Here is a 15,349-nt window from a genome sequence, read left to right as displayed (position 1 = left end):
CGGACTCCTCCGGGGCCTACTCGGTGCGGCCGGGTCGTTGAGCAGGTTGACTCGTGGCGATCTCCCCTTGGCCAGATTCTCGCCGATGTAAATATTCCTGTCTGTGCCCGTTTTGAGCGGAATGTATTGAGCGGGTTCTGGATCGAGTACTTGCGACCTCTCCCCTGGGTCCACCGCCCTACCAATGAATCGTCACAGTGACGTTTTGGAGGTAGGGCGGTGGACCATGAAACCTGTTGGAGGTCAGCCCCTCCGGTCAAATTCCGTTGCCGATGCCGTAGTAGCCGCCGAGCAGGCGCCGACGCCGCTCGCCGTCCACGTCGGTGTCGGAAATGGTCGACCTGGTCGTCTCGGCATCCTTGTCCGGCTTGTCGCTGTTCTTGCGGAAGATGCTCATGACGTTCCTTTGCCTCGCTGACTTCGTTGTCTGCCAGTGTTGTTCGGCCATGCCTCGTGGCGCATCGGTCGCAGGGATCGTCCGCCTACGCCGCGGCGGGTACGTTTCGCGGTGATGATCTCAGGGTTCGGGTCCACCTGGCAGGCCACCTGTGGGGCCAGATGTTGTTGACTGGCTCTGTTTTCAGATACCAGTGGTCGGTCATGCTGATCCGGTGTTGATTCGCCGGTTGGTCGCGCTGTATGTCGGGTTGTGGTTGTACGGGTTCTCGATGGCTGTGATGGTGCGGGCCGGGCTCGGGCTGGATCCGTGGGATGTGTTCCATCAGGGTGTGGCGCACCATGTGCCGATCAGTTTCGGTGCGGTGACGGCGGTGACCGGGATTGTGGTGCTGCTGGCCTGGATTCCGTTGCGGCAGCGGCCCGGTCTGGGGACGGTGAGCAATGTGGTGGTCATCGCGGTGTCGGTCGATGTCGGGCTGTGGTTGCTGCCCGCGTGGGAGGCGCTTCCGGCGCAGGCGGGTGCGATGGGTGCCGCGGTGGTGCTGAATGCGATTGCGACGGTGTTGTATATCGGTGCCGGGATGGTTCCTGGACCGCGTGATGGACTGATGACTGGACTGGTTCGCCGGACCGGTGTGTCGGTGTGGGTGGTGCGGACCGTCATCGAGGTGACGGTGTTGTCGACCGGCTGGCTGCTCGGTGGCAGCATCGGGATCGGCACGCTCGTCTACGCGTTCGGTATCGGTCCGCTGATCCAGCTGATGATCCCGACAGCGAATCGGTACTTGCCCGGCTTTCACGCGAAGCCGGCGGATGAGCCCGTCATCGTCCCCGCCTGAACTTCGAGATCGTGGGGACTTGATGGTGTCGGCTACCCGCGAAATGCTGTCACCATGTCCCCATGATCTTGTACCGGGTTGCGCCTCGAGGTGATGGCGGACTCCCCCGCCGTCCTGACTGCTGACAGGGAACCCTGCTGCAAAACGTCACTGTGACGTTAACTGGATGTCAGGCGGGTCCCTATAGTTCGGTAGATTCCGTGAGTTTCGCTGGTTCGGCAGGCCCCGCCGGACGCCACCTCCGCCATGCGCGCCCCATCATCACCAAGACGATCACGATGACGGTATGCAGCGCCCACAACGCCAACCACGGTCGCAGGAATCCGGCCTCGGTGTACTGGCCGCGCTCGCCGACGCAGTACAGCGAATAGTTGGTGCTGCGGCCTTCGGAGTCGTGGTAGGTGTCGGAGACGACGATCGGTTCTGTGTACGGTGCGTCGCAGAACAGTGGTGCGGTCAGCTTCGCTTCGCCGGGCCAGATGGCGATCGGGAGCAGGCAGCCGAGTATGCCGGTGAAACAGAGGATCGCGGCCAGTGTCGCCAGGATCCCCGGGGACCGTCGCGGGGCGGCGTCGGTGAGGTGCTCGTCGGTCCGGTCCGATCGGTACTCTTCGCTCATAGCTGCTGCATCCGTAGAAATGTTCCGGCACGGTCGAATTGGGCGACCATCGTGGTGCGCGGTGAGGTGACGTGGACGCTCATGAGAAGGTCGGCGTCGACGCGGCTGATCACGATCGACGAGACGTAGCCGTCCTCCACACCGGTCTGGGTGAGGGCGGTGTCGACGACTTCCTCGAGTTTGAGCAGTCCGGAAACGTCTCGGACGTCGAATGTTTCGCTGTCCAGGTCGACGAAGGCCGATACGTGTACCGGTGTGGGGCCGTGCAGGGTTCCGTTGGCGAAGGTGTAGTCGTCCTGTTGGTCCGGCCGACCCGGCACGCGGATACGCAGATGGACGGCGCTGTCCTTGATGGCGAGGTTCTTGTTCTCCGTGAGGAGTCGGTCGACCTGTGGTGAGCGGACCTGCAGGGTGAGGCTGTGCGACTCCGGTGCGGTGAGCAGCATGACGGTCGCGTGGATGTCGGGGGTGCCGAGGCGTTGCCGCAGGGTGTCGAGGGCGGCGGCGGGCAGGGCGGAGACGAGTCCGCCGCCGCGGGCCTGGATGGTTTTCTCGAAGTCGGCGCGGTCGACCGCGCCGATGCAGCCGGTGGTGACGGTGATCAGGAGCGCTCCGAGTGCGGCCGCGAGGCAGGAGCGACGGTGTGGCATGGGCTGCATCGTATAGCGCTGGGGTGTCGGGAGATTGGTGTCAGTGTGGATGCTAGGTTCACCAGCACTGGGCGCTCGTCCAGTTGGGTCGGGCTGGCTGGTGTGGAGGCATGGTGCGGAAGACGTCGCGAGTGTTGATCGCGTGTGCGGCAATGGGTCTGGTGTGGCCGGTGGGTGGTGCTCCGGTGGCGTCGGCGGCGCCCGGAGTCGGTGAGTATGTCGCGCTGGGTGATTCGTGGGCGGCCGATGCGTCGCTGACGCAGGCGACGGGTGAATTCGCGCCGCTGGGGTGTGCGCAGAGCCGGGGTAGCTATGCCAAGCAGGTGGCGGCCGCGTTGGCGGTCCCGGTGTTCCGGGATGCGACGTGTGGTGGGGCGATGACGGTGAATATGACTGCGCCGCAGCAGGTCCCGCTCGGAGTCAATCCCCCGCAGTTCGATCGGCTCACCCCCTCGACCGACCTGGTGACCCTCGAAATCGGCGGCAACGATGCGAAATTGGCGGTGACGGTGCAGCAGTGCGTGACCGCCGATCCGGCCGTCTCGCCGTGCCTGGACACACTCGTCACTGGCGGCGTCGACCAGATGTCTGTGAACATCGCCGCGGCAGAACACAAGGTGACCGCGACGATCGAAGGGATCCGGCAGCGCGCACCCCGGGCACGCATCCTGCTGCTCGATTACTTCGAGGGCGTCAGCACCGGCCCCGGCTGCTTCCCCACCGTGCCGATCGCCGACGCCGACGCGGACTGGTTGGGTCGCAAGCTCATCGAGTTGAACGCGATGCTGGCACGCGTGGCCCGAGCAACCGGCGTGGAGCTGGTCGACACCTACAGCACCAGCGCTGGCCACGACGGCTGCCAGCCGCCCGGTACCCGGTGGGTGGAAGGTCTGGTCCCCTGGTCGAGCAACCCGCCGGGCCCAGCGGTGCCGTTCCATCCCAACCAACTCGGCGCCGACCATCAGGCGCGCAGCGTGCTGGCGGTGCTGGGAAGGTAGTCCCGAAGTCGCTGGGGCTTGGCAGTTTGCGGGCCTGTGATGCGCGGCCTGCGGTCGAACAGTCGCCCTTCGCCCAGCTGTCCCACGAGTGGCACACCACGGTGTACCCCTCTCGGCGTTTGACACTGCCATGTGCCACTCACTACCAGGCATGATGCCTGCGAGGTCGGGCGTTCGGGTGAGACGGTTCAGGTCGACCACATCGAGATGCGCTGCGGCGGTTCGAGGAAGCAGCGATCGAATAGGCGTCGGGTTTCTGGAAATCAGCGGGGCGCGGCAGCAGCCCGGCGTTACCGATTAGCACAGGCCCTCAACCGCCGTGGGTTCGTTCATGCCGGGGGCACGCTGCGATGGGCTGTGTATTTGCTGCAGCGCATAGGACACGCGTGGTGCTCGGGTGTGCGACGGTCCGGGAGCAGTCGCGCAACGTTCGGGCAGTCACCGATTGTCGCGGGGACAGCGGTGAGCGGTGACCGTAAAGTTCGGCGCATGGCGTTCCAACTCGAATTGCGACCGACTCCACCGTTGCAGTTGACTCCGGAATGCTTGGTGCACAGCGGGATCGCGCGTCTGTTCGTGACCGGCATGCTCGTGCAGGGTTCCGGCGCTCCACCCGAGCAGTTCGGTTTCTTCATCCCCACCGCGACACCGCTGCCCGTGACCGCCACCGAACCGCAACTGTTGGCCGAAGCCCACCTGATGACCGGCATCGCCACCTCCACCTCGGGTAACTTCCCGTTCGGTGTCGAGCATGTTCAGGCCGCGTATCTGCCGGACCCGCGTGGCGGTACCGATCGCTGGTTGTATCTGAGTGGGGCCGCGCACGTCGGGCGCGAGATCCGCCTCGGGTATCGGGTTACCGTGGTGTCGGCGTGACCGCTGATCACAGTCCTAACCTGTGTCGCCGCGTACCGCACGTTACTGCGCAGTCGATGCCCGCTCTGTAGACCTGCTCGCTTGCGAAGACCGCCAACCTCATGAATGATGCGCCGGTCTCATTGCGGCGCATGGAAGGAACATCTTGATGCGGACCTTATATGTCGTCGCGCATCCGGAGTCGACTCATCACGTCGATGGGCTTGTCGGCGGCTGGTACGACGCACCACTCACCCCGGCAGGGTTGCGTGCCGCGACGACGATCGCGGCGGCACTGCGCAGTGCCATCCCCGAGCAGGACGCGATCGAGGTGTACTCCTCGGATCTGCAACGGGCCGCGCAGACAGCCGAGGTCATCGGCGAGCAGTTGCGCGTCCGGCCGGTGCTCGATGCGCGGTTGCGGGAGAAGTCGTACGGTGCGGCCGAAGGCAAAACGCAGGAATGGTTGCGGCAGCGGTTCGTCGCCCCGCCTGCCGTCGGCGAGCGGCTGCGGCACGATGAGGGCATTGCAGGGTCGGAGACCATGTATGCGTTCGGTGCACGGGTCTATGCGGCGATGGACGCGATCCTGTCGAGCGACTGCGCACATCAGATCGTTGTGACGCACGGCGGCGCGATCACCTTCGCGGTGGCGGCGTGGACGAAGCTGCCGATCGAATCACTCGCTTACGCACGATTCAACGGTCCGGCGGGCAGCATCACCGAACTCCGGGAGGACGACTACTTCCACAACCGTCAGGTCGTCCGGCTCGGCGACACCCGGCACCTCAGCTAGCCGGCACCGCTGTCGTAATGTTCTCGTCCAGCACGGGTTCGGCGACCGTGCGGGTGACCGTCACCCAGGTGTTGTTGACCGCGGCGTTGCCGGAGAAGGTGTCGGTGAGTGACGGGTCGTGCAGCAGGTTGACGTTCGCGCCGGGCAACGCCGCGGCCACCGACCAGCCGACACCGGGCTCTTGGTGACCCCACCCGTGCGGGATGGCGATGGTGCCCGCGCGGATGTCGTCGCTCACTTCCAGGGGCACCACGATCGCACCGATCGGTGAGGTCACCGTGACGGGTTCACCATCGGTGAGCCCGCGGGCGGCGGCGTCGGTGGAATGCATGAGCGCGGTGCAGCGGTCCCGTCCCTTCACCATGGCCGGGACGTTGTGCAGCCAGGAGTTGTTGCTGCGCAAGTGCCTGCGGCCGATCAACTTGAGGTCGTAGCCGTCGGCCGGCGTGGTGATCGCGTTCCCGGTACGGGCGTCGTCGACCACGGTGCGCGCGGCGGCGAGGAAATCCTCCGGCGCCAGGTGCACCGTGCGGTCCTTCGTCCCGAGCAGCGCACGCAATCGGGGGCGCAACGGCCCCAGGTCGATACCACCGGCGGAGGCACGCGCCTTGGCGACCGACAGCCCTTTGCGGCCGCGTCGCAGCACCCCGTACGGACCGGCAGCCACCCCGGCCGTCGCCAACCGCACGGGACTGAACTGCTCGAACAGCGTGTTGAGCGCGCGCGTTGTGAAGCGCCGAGCCGGTATCGGAACCAGTTCGGTGATCAGTCGCGCCAGGATCTGCCAGTCCTCGAGTCCGTCGGCGGGTGGGTCGAAGACGCGGGCGTCGTAGCGCAGGTTGTTGCGCACACTGAACACCGGGAACAGAATGTTGACGTCCTCGCGTTCGAGCGGGGAGATCGGCGGCACGATGATGTCGGCATGTCGCGTGGTTTCGTTCACGTACATGTCCACGGCCACATAGAAATCCAGCGAATCCAGGGCCTCGCCGAGCTTGCCGCGCTGTGGTGTGGACAGTGCCGGGTTGCCCGCGTAGGTGATCATGGCTCGGATCCGCCCGTCACCTTCGGTGAGAATCTCGTCCGCCAGTACCGCCACCGGCAGTTCGGTGCGGAACGACTTGTAGGTGCCGGAACGGTCCGTCCACGCGCCGTAACCCATCGGCAGATACTTCGCGAACCGGGCCACGTCGATCGGTGGTGTCGCGAACATCTGTCCACCGACCCGGTCCAGGTTCCCCGTCACCGCGTTGATCGTGTTCACCAGCCAGTGGGTGAGCGTGCCGGTCACCTGCTGGCACACTCCGATCCGCGCGTACAGCACCGCCGACGACGCGGCGGCATGCTCACGGGCGAGGCTCCGGATGGTGTCGGCGTCGACGCCGGCGTGCGGCGCCATCTGCTCCGGTGCCGCAGCGGCGACCAGGGTGCGCAGGTGCTCCCAGCCGGTGCACTGCGCGCGGATCGCGTCTTCGTCACAGAGGGTTTCGGCGATCAACACGTGCAGCATCGCCAGCAGCAGATACACATCACCGCCCGGGCTCACGGCGACATGCTGATCGGCCAGCCGTGCGGTCTCGGTGCGCCGCGGATCGATGACCACGACTTTCCCGCCGCGGCCCCGCACGTCCTTGATGCGCTGCTTGGCGTTGGGCATGGTGGTGATCGACCCGTTCGACACCGCCGGATTCGCGCCGAGGATCACCAGCCGGTCGGTGCGATCGATATCGACGACCGGCATCAGCACATTCGACCCGAACATCCGCCACGCCACGAACTCCTGCGGGAACTGATCGATCGACGACGCCGAGAAGAAGTTCCGGGTGAGCAGCACCGTACGCAGTAACGCCCCATAGATTACCGATGAGCTGTGTGCCGCCGGATTTCCCAGGTACATGCCGATCGCGCTCGGCCCATACGTGCTGCGCACCGCCCGCAACCGCTGCCCGATCTCACGGAACGCCTCATCCCAGCCGATCGGCTCGAACCGGTCACCGACCCGGCGCACCGGCGTGCGCAACCGATCCGGATCGTGGTGCAGCCCGCCCATCGCCGTGGCCTTCGGGCAGATGTACCCCTGCGACAGCACGTCCGCCGGATTGCCCTCGATCCGCGTCACCTGCGGGCCCTCGACGGTGACCAGGATTCCGCAGTGTGCCTCGCACAGCGTGCACTGCCGGGCGATGGTCGTAGCACTCATAGCGTTTCGCCTTCTGCCGGTTCGCTTGCCACAGGCTACCAAGCAAACCGTAGGTACCACTATGTTCGCGGGGGTGCATCGGGCTGGCGTGAACGCGCCACGGGAATCGGCGTCGATGTTGTCTTCGTCGGTGTGGGGAGCGCTGCCCTCGCCGTCTGTCCGCGGGGGCCTCGGCAGCCCAGCCGGTGGGTTGCGGTCAGTCGCCACGGTCAGCCTCGCGGCATGCGGAAGCGAGTGGCACATGGCAGCGGCATCGTCGTCAGTGTCGTGACGCGGTCGGTGTTGCGCGGACCCGCTTCGGCGGAGCCTGCACGACTACATCTGCGGCCGTGTAGGCGCGTGCGCGGGACTGCTCGCTGACGGTCCGTCCGGAAAACGCACCGTCGCAGGTCCATTCGGCGCTCATGTTGCGCGCGATGCAGACATGCACGCAATGCATTGCGCCGATCCGAACCACCTTGGCGCGCTTGATAATTCATCGTCTGCACCAGGGGTTCCACGTGAATCAGCCTGGCCGCGAACCCATGCGCGGCGGGGCAACGTGGTCGGCCTGAGCGCTCGGGAGCGCCGAACACTCAGACCGGCCGGAGGTCTGCTCCCCCACCCGAATCAGCAGTGAGGTTCCTCGTCGGTGCGTTTCGCCTCGAGGTCGACGGTGCCCATGTCGTAGGCCGTCCGGCTGTTGATGTATTCCTCGGACACGGGGAACCGGAGCCGATCCGGTCTCCCGCCACGCCCGAAAGCCGGGCCGTGAGGTGCGGCTCTGCGGGAACAGGATGAGAGGTCCCCGCCGCACCCGTCACCCCGGCCGATAGGGTCGGGTAGTGACGTGGACGGTGGGCTTCGACCTGGATATGACGCTGATCGACTCGCGACCGGGCGTCAGCCGGGCGATCGACACCCTCGCGGCGGAGTTCGACCTCCCGATCCGCGGCACCGATTTCGCCGACCGGCTCGGACCTCCGCTGGCCACGCTGCTCGTCGAGGTGGGCGCGCCGGAGGAGCTGGTTCCCGCGCTGGTCACTCGCTACCGGGAGCTGTATCCCAGCATCGTGTCCAGCATCCCCGCGATGCCCGGCGCCGACGCCGCACTGGACGCGATCGCGGCTCGCGGCGGGCGGGTGCTCGTCGTCACCGGCAAGCATGAACCCTTGGCCCAGTTGCACATCGACGAACTCGGCTGGCGGATCGACCATCTCGCCGGCGACCTGTGGTCTGCGGGCAAAGCCTCGGTGCTGACGCAGCAGCGCGCGAGTATTTTCGTCGGCGACCACATCGGCGACATGCGCGGCGCGCAGGCGGCGGGCGTTCTCGCTGTCGGCGTCCCCACCGGCCCGTGCGACGCCGCGGAACTGCGTGCTGCGGGGGCGGACGTGATCCTCACCGACCTCACCGAATTCCCGCAGTGGCTCGCCGAGGAACTCGGTCCGGTCGCCGACGCGGGCTAGCCGAAGCAGCGTGGCGCGCAGGGTATTCCGGACGCTTGCACCGTCGGTTTCCCGGTCGCTAGCCTGCACACCAGTCGCCCACCCCCGGTGCGCATTCCGAGAGGAGCAACGAACCCATGGACCGTTTCACCGACAGGATCGCCGTGGTGACGGGTGCGGCACAGGGCATCGGCGCGGCCACCGCGCTGCGGCTGGCCGTCGAGGGCGCCGCTGTCGCGGTACTCGACCGCAACACCCCCGACGACACCCTCGAACAGATCGCCCGTGCGGGCGGCACCGCACGCGGCTACGTCTGCGACGTCACCGACCGCGACTCCGTGCAGTCGGTGTTCGACCGGATCGCCACCGACCTCGGCGACCCGCACATCCTGGTGAACAACGCGGGCATCACCCGCGACGACCTGTTCTTCCGCCTCGCCGAGGACGACTGGAACGCCGTGCTCGCGGTCAACCTGACCGGCGTCTACCACTGCACCCAGGTCGCGCAGAAGTATATGGTCGCCCAGCGCTACGGCAAGATCGTGTCGCTGTCGAGCCGCTCGGCCCTGGGCAACCGCGGCCAGGCCAACTACGCCGCCGCCAAAGCAGGCATCCAAGGCCTCACCGCCACCCTCGCCCTGGAACTCGGCCCCTACAACATCAACGTCAACGCCGTCGCCCCCGGCTACATCGCCACCGCGATGACCGCCGCCACCGCCGACCGGGTCGGCATGACCCCCGAAGACCACCAGCAATCGGTCGCCGAACGCACCCCCCTCGGCCGCGTCGGCCAGCCCGAGGAAGTCGCCGCCGTCATCGCCTTCCTCGCCAGCGACGAAGCCTCCTACGTCAGCGGCCAAACCCTCTACGTCAACGGCGGAGCGCGCTGACCAACGGGACCTGAGGGCCGCGCCACTCGCACAATGGCGCCCCCATGACCCGTTCGGCAGCATCGCGCGGTTCGACCGGGACATGAGGGCGCGGTTCACCACGGGATCGGACCGTGCCGGTCGAAGTAACCGCCGGTGGGTCCCTCGGGTTCGAGGGTGGCCAGCGTGACGATGGCGTCGGTACCTTCGGTGAGCGTCTGATGCCCGGCATGTCCGTTGAAATCGGTTGCGGTGTAACCGGGATCGGCGGCGTTGACCCGCATCCCCGGTAGTGCTCGCGCGTACTGCGAGGTGATCATGTTCAGCGCCGACTTGGACGAGGTGTAGGGCAAATTCAGCAGGGTCGATTCGAGCCGGGCCGGATCGGAGGTGATGGTCAGCGAACCCATCCCGCTCGACACCATCACGATGCGCGGCTGCCGCGCCGCCCGCAGCAACGGCAGGAACGCGTGGGTCACCTCGACGGGTGCGAACACGTTGGTCTCGAAGACCGCACGGAAATCCTCGGCCCGTGTGTCCTCCGGAGCATGGAACGCACCGGAAATACCCGCGTTGTTGATCAGCACATCCAACGCCGTCGTCCGCGCACCCACCGCCTCCACCGCTGATGCGATCGACGCCGTCGAGGTGACATCGAGCGGCACGAATTCGACGTTCAACCCCGCCTCGGCGAGCTCGACCGCCGCCCGCTTACCGCGCTCGGCATCGCGCGCACCCAGAAACACCTGCCAGCCCAATTCGCCGAGCCTGCGGACGGTCTCGCGACCCAGCCCCTTGTTCGCTCCGGTCACCAGAGCCGTTGTCGTTGCGTTCATGCACTCAGCCTCAACGCCCACACCCCACCTCACCAGGGCCGCATTGTCCTGGGACCAGCGGTACCACCCCGTGCTGTGCCCGCTGCGGAATGATCGAGGGATGGACCGCTCCGAACTCGCGGCGCTGCTGCGTCAGGCCCGCACCCGGATACAGCCGCGCGACGTCGGCCTGCCCGCGGGCACGCGCCGCCAGGTGCCCGGACTGCGCCGCGAAGAGGTCGCCCAACTCGCCGGCGTCAGCGTCGACTACGTGGTCCGCCTCGAACAAGGCCGCGGGCCACACCCCTCGACCGCCGTGCTCACCGCCCTGTCCCGGGCCCTGCGACTCGACGACAACGACCGCGACCTGCTGTTCCGCCTCGCCGGATCCGCACCACCGCAGGCCGGCCGGATCGCCCAGGTCGTACGACCGAGCGTCCTGCGCCTCCTGGACCGGATGGTGGACCTGCCGACACTGGTCATGTCGGCCAAAGGTGATGTGCTGGCCTGGAATCCGATGGCCGCCGCGCTCCTGGGCGACTTCTCCGCCGTGCCGCCCGCCCGCCGCAACATCATCCGGGAATGCTTCCTCGGCACCGAACCCGGACGCGTCCGCTTCACCCCCGAGGAACTGCACTCGGTCGGCGCCTACGGTGTCGGCACCCTGCGCAGCGCCAAGGCCCGCTACCCCGACGACCCAGACCTCGACCGCCTGATCACCGAACTGCGCACCCACAGCAGCGAATTCGAACAACTCTGGCACGAACGCCCCTCGGTCCAGTGGCGCAGCGCCACCAAAACCATCGACCACCCCGAACTCGGCACCCTGGTCCTGGAATGCGACACCCTGCTCGTCCCCGACGCCGACCAAACCGTCGTCGTCTACTCCGCCGCCCCCGACACCCCCGCCGCCTCCGCCCTGGACCTGCTCCGCATCACCGGCACCCAGCAATTCACCGACCACACCTGAGCGCCGGGCGGCCGGTGCACACCTGGGGCGATGAGGACCCGCCAGCACCAGCGCTGAGCCGATCATTTCACCGAAGACGCCCGCCCGGCCGATCGTCCCGGCGCACCGGTGGCGGCCCCCGCGCTGTCCGGGGCAGGCGGGATCGCGTGGCGCCTGCAACGGGGCACGCTGCTGGCGTGGACGATCGGCTTCACCCTGTACGGCCTGCTGATCGGGTGCCGGCCCGCGGCGCGACCGAAAGCCAATCGCTGTGGTTCAACAGCGGCCTGCTCAAGCCCGACGGCAGGGCGCGAGTGGAACCTATTGCAAGCCAGCCCATCCCAACCGCACCGATCGAGAGGCCGCCCCAGCCAGCGTGACGGTGGCGTTGACCTCCCTGACTCAGGCGGCCCGTCGTGCAGCCCAAGCAAAAGGAGGCCCGGCCCACTGGACCGAGCCTCCCGAACCGCCGAAACTACTTCTTGTCCGCGACCAGCCCATACTCCTCGAGCATGACTCCGATCTCGGTCGACTCCAGCTTCTTCATCAACTTCTTGCGCAGCACGTCCGGCCCGGGGATGTGCAGCTCGTCCCCGTCGCGTAGTCGGCTCGTCGCGGCCAGCAGTTTGCGCACGTCGTAGGTCGAGTTGTAGACCTCCGGCACGCCGCGCTCGATACCGAGCAGCTGATAGGACGCCTCCATCGCGGTGCGCACCGAGTATTCGGTGGTGAAGATGCAATCGCGGGTCGACTCGGCGAACTGGCCGATGAACGCGAAGTTCACCGAACCCTGCGGCACCACGTCCGGACGGTCACCGGCCTGGCGCGGCATGAAGAACGCCGTCACGTACGGCATCATCACCGGCACACATTTGGCCGAATTCGCGGCCAGCTCACCGATTTCGGCTTCCGGCACACCCATGTGATAGAGCCATTCCTGGGTGATTTCCTCGCCGGTGCATGCGCTCATCGGCTTCTTGACGTAATCGCCGGGCACATCAACGAACAGCGAGTAGACCCAGACCACGATCTGATCCTTGGGCTGCTGCTTGAAATGCGGCTGCCGGTTCACCGTCCAGCTCATCAACCAGCTCGAGTCCTTCACCGTGACGATGCCGCCGGTGACGACCTTCCCGCTGAACGGATCACGCTTACAGATCTTCTGGATATACCCGGGGATGCGCTCATCGAGCGTGGTGACCGTCGCCGACTCCCATTTGGTCTCCGGAATATGCCCACCGAACACATCGGGGTGCCCGAACGAGGGGTCCTTGGCCGCGATCCGCCGCCACAGATCCCACGCCGGCGCCGGACCGTCGAGCAGCTTGGCCGGCGTGTGGTGATCGCCGTCGTTGGAGTTCTCGGTGAGCGAGCCGATCGTGGTGAACAGCAGATCGTTCTCGCCCAGCTCGACACTGCCCTCGGCGCCCTCCGAGACCCAGTGGATCTTGGTGGCCTGCTTGCGTTCCCGGGTCAGATGGAAGTCGATGTCGGTGATCTCGGTATCGAACCGGAACGTCACGCCCTGATCGAGCAGCCACCGATACAGCGGCAACACCAGCGACTCGTACTGGTTGTATTTGGTGAACTTCAACGCCGAGAAATCGGGCAGACCACCGATGTGGTGGATGAAGCGATGCAGATACAACTTCATCTCCAGCGCGCTGTGCCACTCCTCGAAGGCGAACATCGTGCGCCAGTACAGCCAGAAGTTGCTCTGCAGGAAGTCCTCGCCGAAGACCTCGTCGATGCGCTTGTTCTCCATCTCCTCCGGCGCGGCGAGGAACACCTTGATCATGTCCTTCTGCGCCTTGTTGCTCAGCGTGAACAAGCCGTCGGTGTGCGCGTCCTGGCCGCGCTTCTCGGTGGCGCGCTGCAGCGAGGAGTTGGGGTCGTCCTTGTTCAGCCAATAGAACTCGTCCAGGACGCTGGCCCCGTCGATCTCCATCGAGGGCACCGACCGGAACAGATCCCACAGGCATTCGAAATGGTTCTCCATCTCGCGGCCACCGCGGATCACGAAACCCTTCTTCGGTTCCTTGATGCCGTCGAGCGCGCCACCGGGCAGCTTCAACCGCTCGAACACGGTGATCTTGTCACCCGACATCTGACCGTCCCGGATGAGGAACGCCGCACCCGACAGCGAGGCCAGCCCCGCTCCGACGAACCACGCCGTCTTGTCCTGCACACCCTCGGGCTTGCGCGGTCGGGCAAAGGCCTCGTAGTTGCCGCTGCTGTAGTACATGTGACCCCTCTCCTGAAAATGGTTCGGAATTACTTGCTGCGCAAGCGTTTACGAGTACTTGTAGAAGCCCTCACCGCTGGACTTGCCGAGCTTGCCCTTGTCGATGTAGTTGTCCTTGAGCCACGCCGCGAGCTTCTTGCCGTCGTCGTCGCTGTTGACCAGGATGTTGTACGGGGTGTTGAGGCCGATGACGTCGATCATCTGGAACGGGCCGAACGGGGCGCCGGTGGCGATACGCCAGGTCTTGTCGACTGCTTCGGGATCGGCATAGCCGCCCGCGCTCAGCGCCATCGCGGAGTTCAACAGCGGCACCAGCAGCGAGTTGACCACGTAACCGGCCTTCTCCTTGTGCAACTCGATCGGCACCATGCCGATCGCCTCGGCGAACTCGGCGACCGCACGGAACACCTCCGGATCGGTGTCCTTGGTGCCCATCACCTCGGCGGTGTTGTAGCGCCACACGTCGTTGGCGAAATGCAGTGCGAGGAACCGGTCAGGACGCCCGGTGGACTCCTTGAGGTCGCTGGGCAGCAAGGTGGAGGAGTTGGTGGCGAAAATGGTCCGGTGCGGGGCCAATTCGCTGAGCTTCTGGTAGGTCTCCTGCTTGATCTTCACCACCTCGGGCACCGCCTCGATGACCAGGTCGGCGTCCTTGACGGCCTCGGCCAGATCAGCGGTCAGAACGATGGAGTCCGCGGCCTTTTCGGCTTTGCCGTCACCGGCGCCGTCGACCTCGTCGCGGTAGATCGACACCAGCTTGGCGAAGCGCTCGTTGGCCGCCTTGAGCGCGTCGTCGTTGATGTCGTAGGCCGTGACCTCGAATCCGCTGAACGCGGTCTGGAATGCGATCTGCGAACCGAGGACCCCGGTACCGAGAACGGTCACCTTACGGATGCTCATGGTGTTCTCCTTCCTGCCGGAGGCGAGGTTCGCCCCTCGACGTCCACTCAGTCGATCGAGGCGAAGTAACCCGCCACGATCTGGGCTATCTGGTCATGCAGGTCACCGGTCGCGTCGCGGCCGGGATGCGCGCCGGTCGACGGCCGGGCCAGGATGAGATGCAGCACAGCGAATACGCTGCGTCCCGCCAGCAATGCACGGGCGAACAGACCTTTCGCCTCGGTCTCGCGAGCTGTCACACCCGCGGTGAGCCGTTCGGCGATCATCGTCTCCAGCCGGGCGACCAAGGCCAGGCCCTCGGCGCGGTACTGCTCGGTGGGTCCACCGAAGAGCAACTCGCGCTGATACACCACCGTGTTCTCCACGCGGCGGTCCGCGGCTTCCAGAATCGGGCGCACCATGGCCAGCACCGCCCGCACCGGATCGCCTTCCGTGCGCGACTCCTGTTCGCCCAGCTCGAGTGCTGTGCGGAACTCCTCGTTGTAGACCATCAGCAGCAGTTCGCCCTTGGACGACGCGTACCGGAACAACGTGCCCGCCGCCACGTCCGCGCGATCGGAGATCTGCTGAGTGGTGACACTGTCGAAACCACGCTCGGCGAACAACGCGGCCGCGGCCTCGAAAATGCGCGACTGCTTGTCGCGCATGTTGCGCACCCGGCGGCCGGTGGCTGCCGCTTCCGGCGTGGTCATCACCGCAACACCTCCAATAATGAGTGGACTCATTTCTGAGCGTACTCCTAGTTATCCAGCGGTCAACCCCTGGACTCCTGCCGAGGTACCCACTCA

16 protein-coding genes are annotated in these 15,349 nt (G+C 66.2%); 8 read left to right on the top strand and 8 right to left on the bottom strand.

The genetic code is table 11. The annotated features are described in order from the left end of the window. Positions 1-256: 256 nt before the first annotated feature. Positions 257-397 (bottom strand): hypothetical protein, encoded by a 141-nt coding sequence (locus NN4_RS44695; RefSeq protein ID WP_186818191.1) that lies wholly within the window; start codon positions 395-397, stop codon positions 257-259. A 214-nt stretch (positions 398-611) separates the two neighbouring features. Between NN4_RS44695 and yczE the strand changes: the two genes are divergently transcribed. After that, positions 612-1,238, top strand: a complete 627-nt coding sequence (yczE, locus tag NN4_RS01015; protein ID WP_147128020.1) for a membrane protein YczE — start codon at positions 612-614, stop codon at positions 1,236-1,238. Positions 1,239-1,419: 181 nt separating this feature from the next. Here yczE and NN4_RS01010 read toward each other — a convergent pair whose 3' ends face one another. Together NN4_RS01010 and NN4_RS01005 are read right to left on the bottom strand one after the other, a co-directional pair. Beyond that, positions 1,420-1,857 carry a hypothetical protein gene (locus tag NN4_RS01010; RefSeq protein ID WP_147128019.1) on the bottom strand — a complete coding sequence of 146 codons (438 nt, stop codon included), beginning with the start codon at positions 1,855-1,857 and terminating at the stop codon, positions 1,420-1,422. After that, positions 1,854-2,507 (bottom strand): hypothetical protein, encoded by a 654-nt coding sequence (locus NN4_RS01005; RefSeq protein WP_147128018.1) that lies wholly within the window; start codon positions 2,505-2,507, stop codon positions 1,854-1,856. Before NN4_RS01005 ends, NN4_RS01010 begins: the two co-directional genes overlap by 4 nt. A 113-nt stretch (positions 2,508-2,620) precedes the next feature. On the opposite strand from NN4_RS01005, the gene NN4_RS01000 reads away from it, so the two are divergent. The 3 genes from NN4_RS01000 to NN4_RS00990 all read left to right on the top strand — a co-directional run bounded on the left by NN4_RS01000 (position 2,621) and on the right by NN4_RS00990 (position 5,156). After that, the gene (locus tag NN4_RS01000; RefSeq protein WP_186818190.1) at positions 2,621-3,505 is read left to right on the top strand and encodes an SGNH/GDSL hydrolase family protein; all 885 of its coding nucleotides are present in this window, start codon (positions 2,621-2,623) and stop codon (positions 3,503-3,505) included. Between the two features lie 489 nt (positions 3,506-3,994). Next, the gene (locus tag NN4_RS00995; RefSeq protein ID WP_147128016.1) at positions 3,995-4,381 is read left to right on the top strand and encodes a hypothetical protein; all 387 of its coding nucleotides are present in this window, start codon (positions 3,995-3,997) and stop codon (positions 4,379-4,381) included. Positions 4,382-4,529: 148 nt separating this feature from the next. Then, a complete protein-coding gene (locus NN4_RS00990; RefSeq protein ID WP_147128015.1) occupies positions 4,530-5,156 on the top strand; it encodes a histidine phosphatase family protein in 627 nt (208 codons plus the stop codon). Here the strand turns inward: NN4_RS00990 and NN4_RS00985 are convergent. Further along, entirely contained in the window at positions 5,149-7,356 is a 2,208-nt protein-coding gene (locus NN4_RS00985) for a molybdopterin oxidoreductase family protein (RefSeq protein WP_147128014.1), read from the bottom strand. The genes NN4_RS00990 and NN4_RS00985 overlap by 8 nt on opposite strands. A gap of 824 nt (positions 7,357-8,180) precedes the next feature. Between NN4_RS00985 and NN4_RS00980 the strand changes: the two genes are divergently transcribed. Together NN4_RS00980 and fabG are read left to right on the top strand one after the other, a co-directional pair. Then, positions 8,181-8,804 carry an HAD family hydrolase gene (locus NN4_RS00980; RefSeq protein WP_186818189.1) on the top strand — a complete coding sequence of 208 codons (624 nt, stop codon included), beginning with the start codon at positions 8,181-8,183 and terminating at the stop codon, positions 8,802-8,804. 116 nt (positions 8,805-8,920) lie between these two features. Next, the gene (fabG, locus tag NN4_RS00975; RefSeq protein ID WP_147128013.1) at positions 8,921-9,673 is read left to right on the top strand and encodes a 3-oxoacyl-ACP reductase FabG; all 753 of its coding nucleotides are present in this window, start codon (positions 8,921-8,923) and stop codon (positions 9,671-9,673) included. Positions 9,674-9,768: 95 nt separating this feature from the next. On the opposite strand, the gene NN4_RS00970 is transcribed toward fabG, so the two are convergent. After that, complete coding sequence (locus NN4_RS00970; protein WP_147128012.1) at positions 9,769-10,488, bottom strand: SDR family oxidoreductase; 720 nt, start codon at positions 10,486-10,488, stop codon at positions 9,769-9,771. 100 nt (positions 10,489-10,588) lie between these two features. Here NN4_RS00970 and NN4_RS00965 point away from each other — a divergent pair, with 100 nt between their 5' ends. Continuing rightward, entirely contained in the window at positions 10,589-11,437 is an 849-nt protein-coding gene (locus NN4_RS00965) for a helix-turn-helix transcriptional regulator (RefSeq protein ID WP_147128011.1), read from the top strand. A gap of 108 nt (positions 11,438-11,545) precedes the next feature. Continuing rightward, positions 11,546-11,932: an efflux permease Rv1217c-related protein gene (locus NN4_RS47160; protein ID WP_503826336.1), complete on the top strand. Its 387-nt coding sequence runs from the start codon at positions 11,546-11,548 to the stop codon at positions 11,930-11,932. On the opposite strand, the gene NN4_RS00955 is transcribed toward NN4_RS47160, so the two are convergent. From NN4_RS00955 to NN4_RS00945, 3 genes are read right to left on the bottom strand one after another with little or no spacing between them, the layout of a single operon-like run. After that, complete coding sequence (locus tag NN4_RS00955; RefSeq protein ID WP_147128010.1) at positions 11,892-13,661, bottom strand: oleate hydratase; 1,770 nt, start codon at positions 13,659-13,661, stop codon at positions 11,892-11,894. The two genes, NN4_RS47160 and NN4_RS00955, sit on opposite strands and share 41 nt — an antisense overlap. A 48-nt stretch (positions 13,662-13,709) precedes the next feature. Then, entirely contained in the window at positions 13,710-14,561 is an 852-nt protein-coding gene (locus NN4_RS00950) for a 3-hydroxyacyl-CoA dehydrogenase (RefSeq protein WP_135231046.1), read from the bottom strand. A 47-nt stretch (positions 14,562-14,608) separates the two neighbouring features. Continuing rightward, positions 14,609-15,253, bottom strand: coding sequence for a TetR/AcrR family transcriptional regulator (locus NN4_RS00945; RefSeq protein WP_246180632.1), 645 nt, complete (start codon positions 15,251-15,253; stop codon positions 14,609-14,611). Positions 15,254-15,349: the final 96 nt, after the last annotated feature.

Source organism: Nocardia ninae NBRC 108245 (assembly GCF_007990755.1).
Lineage (GTDB): Bacteria > Actinomycetota > Actinomycetes > Mycobacteriales > Mycobacteriaceae > Nocardia > Nocardia ninae.
Note: the sequence above shows the minus strand (reverse complement) of the source record. Positions and strands in the feature narration are given on the sequence as shown.

Coding starts and splice junctions, on each gene's coding strand:
- NN4_RS44695 (WP_186818191.1), bottom strand. CDS start 397: ATGAGCATCTTCCGCAAGAACAGCGACAAGCCGGACAAGGATGCCGAG.
- NN4_RS01010 (WP_147128019.1), bottom strand. CDS start 1,857: ATGAGCGAAGAGTACCGATCGGACCGGACCGACGAGCACCTCACCGAC.
- NN4_RS01005 (WP_147128018.1), bottom strand. CDS start 2,507: ATGCCACACCGTCGCTCCTGCCTCGCGGCCGCACTCGGAGCGCTCCTG.
- NN4_RS00995 (WP_147128016.1), top strand. CDS start 3,995: ATGGCGTTCCAACTCGAATTGCGACCGACTCCACCGTTGCAGTTGACT.
- NN4_RS00990 (WP_147128015.1), top strand. CDS start 4,530: ATGCGGACCTTATATGTCGTCGCGCATCCGGAGTCGACTCATCACGTC.
- NN4_RS00985 (WP_147128014.1), bottom strand. CDS start 7,356: ATGAGTGCTACGACCATCGCCCGGCAGTGCACGCTGTGCGAGGCACAC.
- fabG (WP_147128013.1), top strand. CDS start 8,921: ATGGACCGTTTCACCGACAGGATCGCCGTGGTGACGGGTGCGGCACAG.
- NN4_RS00970 (WP_147128012.1), bottom strand. CDS start 10,488: ATGAACGCAACGACAACGGCTCTGGTGACCGGAGCGAACAAGGGGCTG.
- NN4_RS00965 (WP_147128011.1), top strand. CDS start 10,589: ATGGACCGCTCCGAACTCGCGGCGCTGCTGCGTCAGGCCCGCACCCGG.
- NN4_RS00955 (WP_147128010.1), bottom strand. CDS start 13,661: ATGTACTACAGCAGCGGCAACTACGAGGCCTTTGCCCGACCGCGCAAG.
- NN4_RS00950 (WP_135231046.1), bottom strand. CDS start 14,561: ATGAGCATCCGTAAGGTGACCGTTCTCGGTACCGGGGTCCTCGGTTCG.
- NN4_RS00945 (WP_246180632.1), bottom strand. CDS start 15,253: ATGACCACGCCGGAAGCGGCAGCCACCGGCCGCCGGGTGCGCAACATG.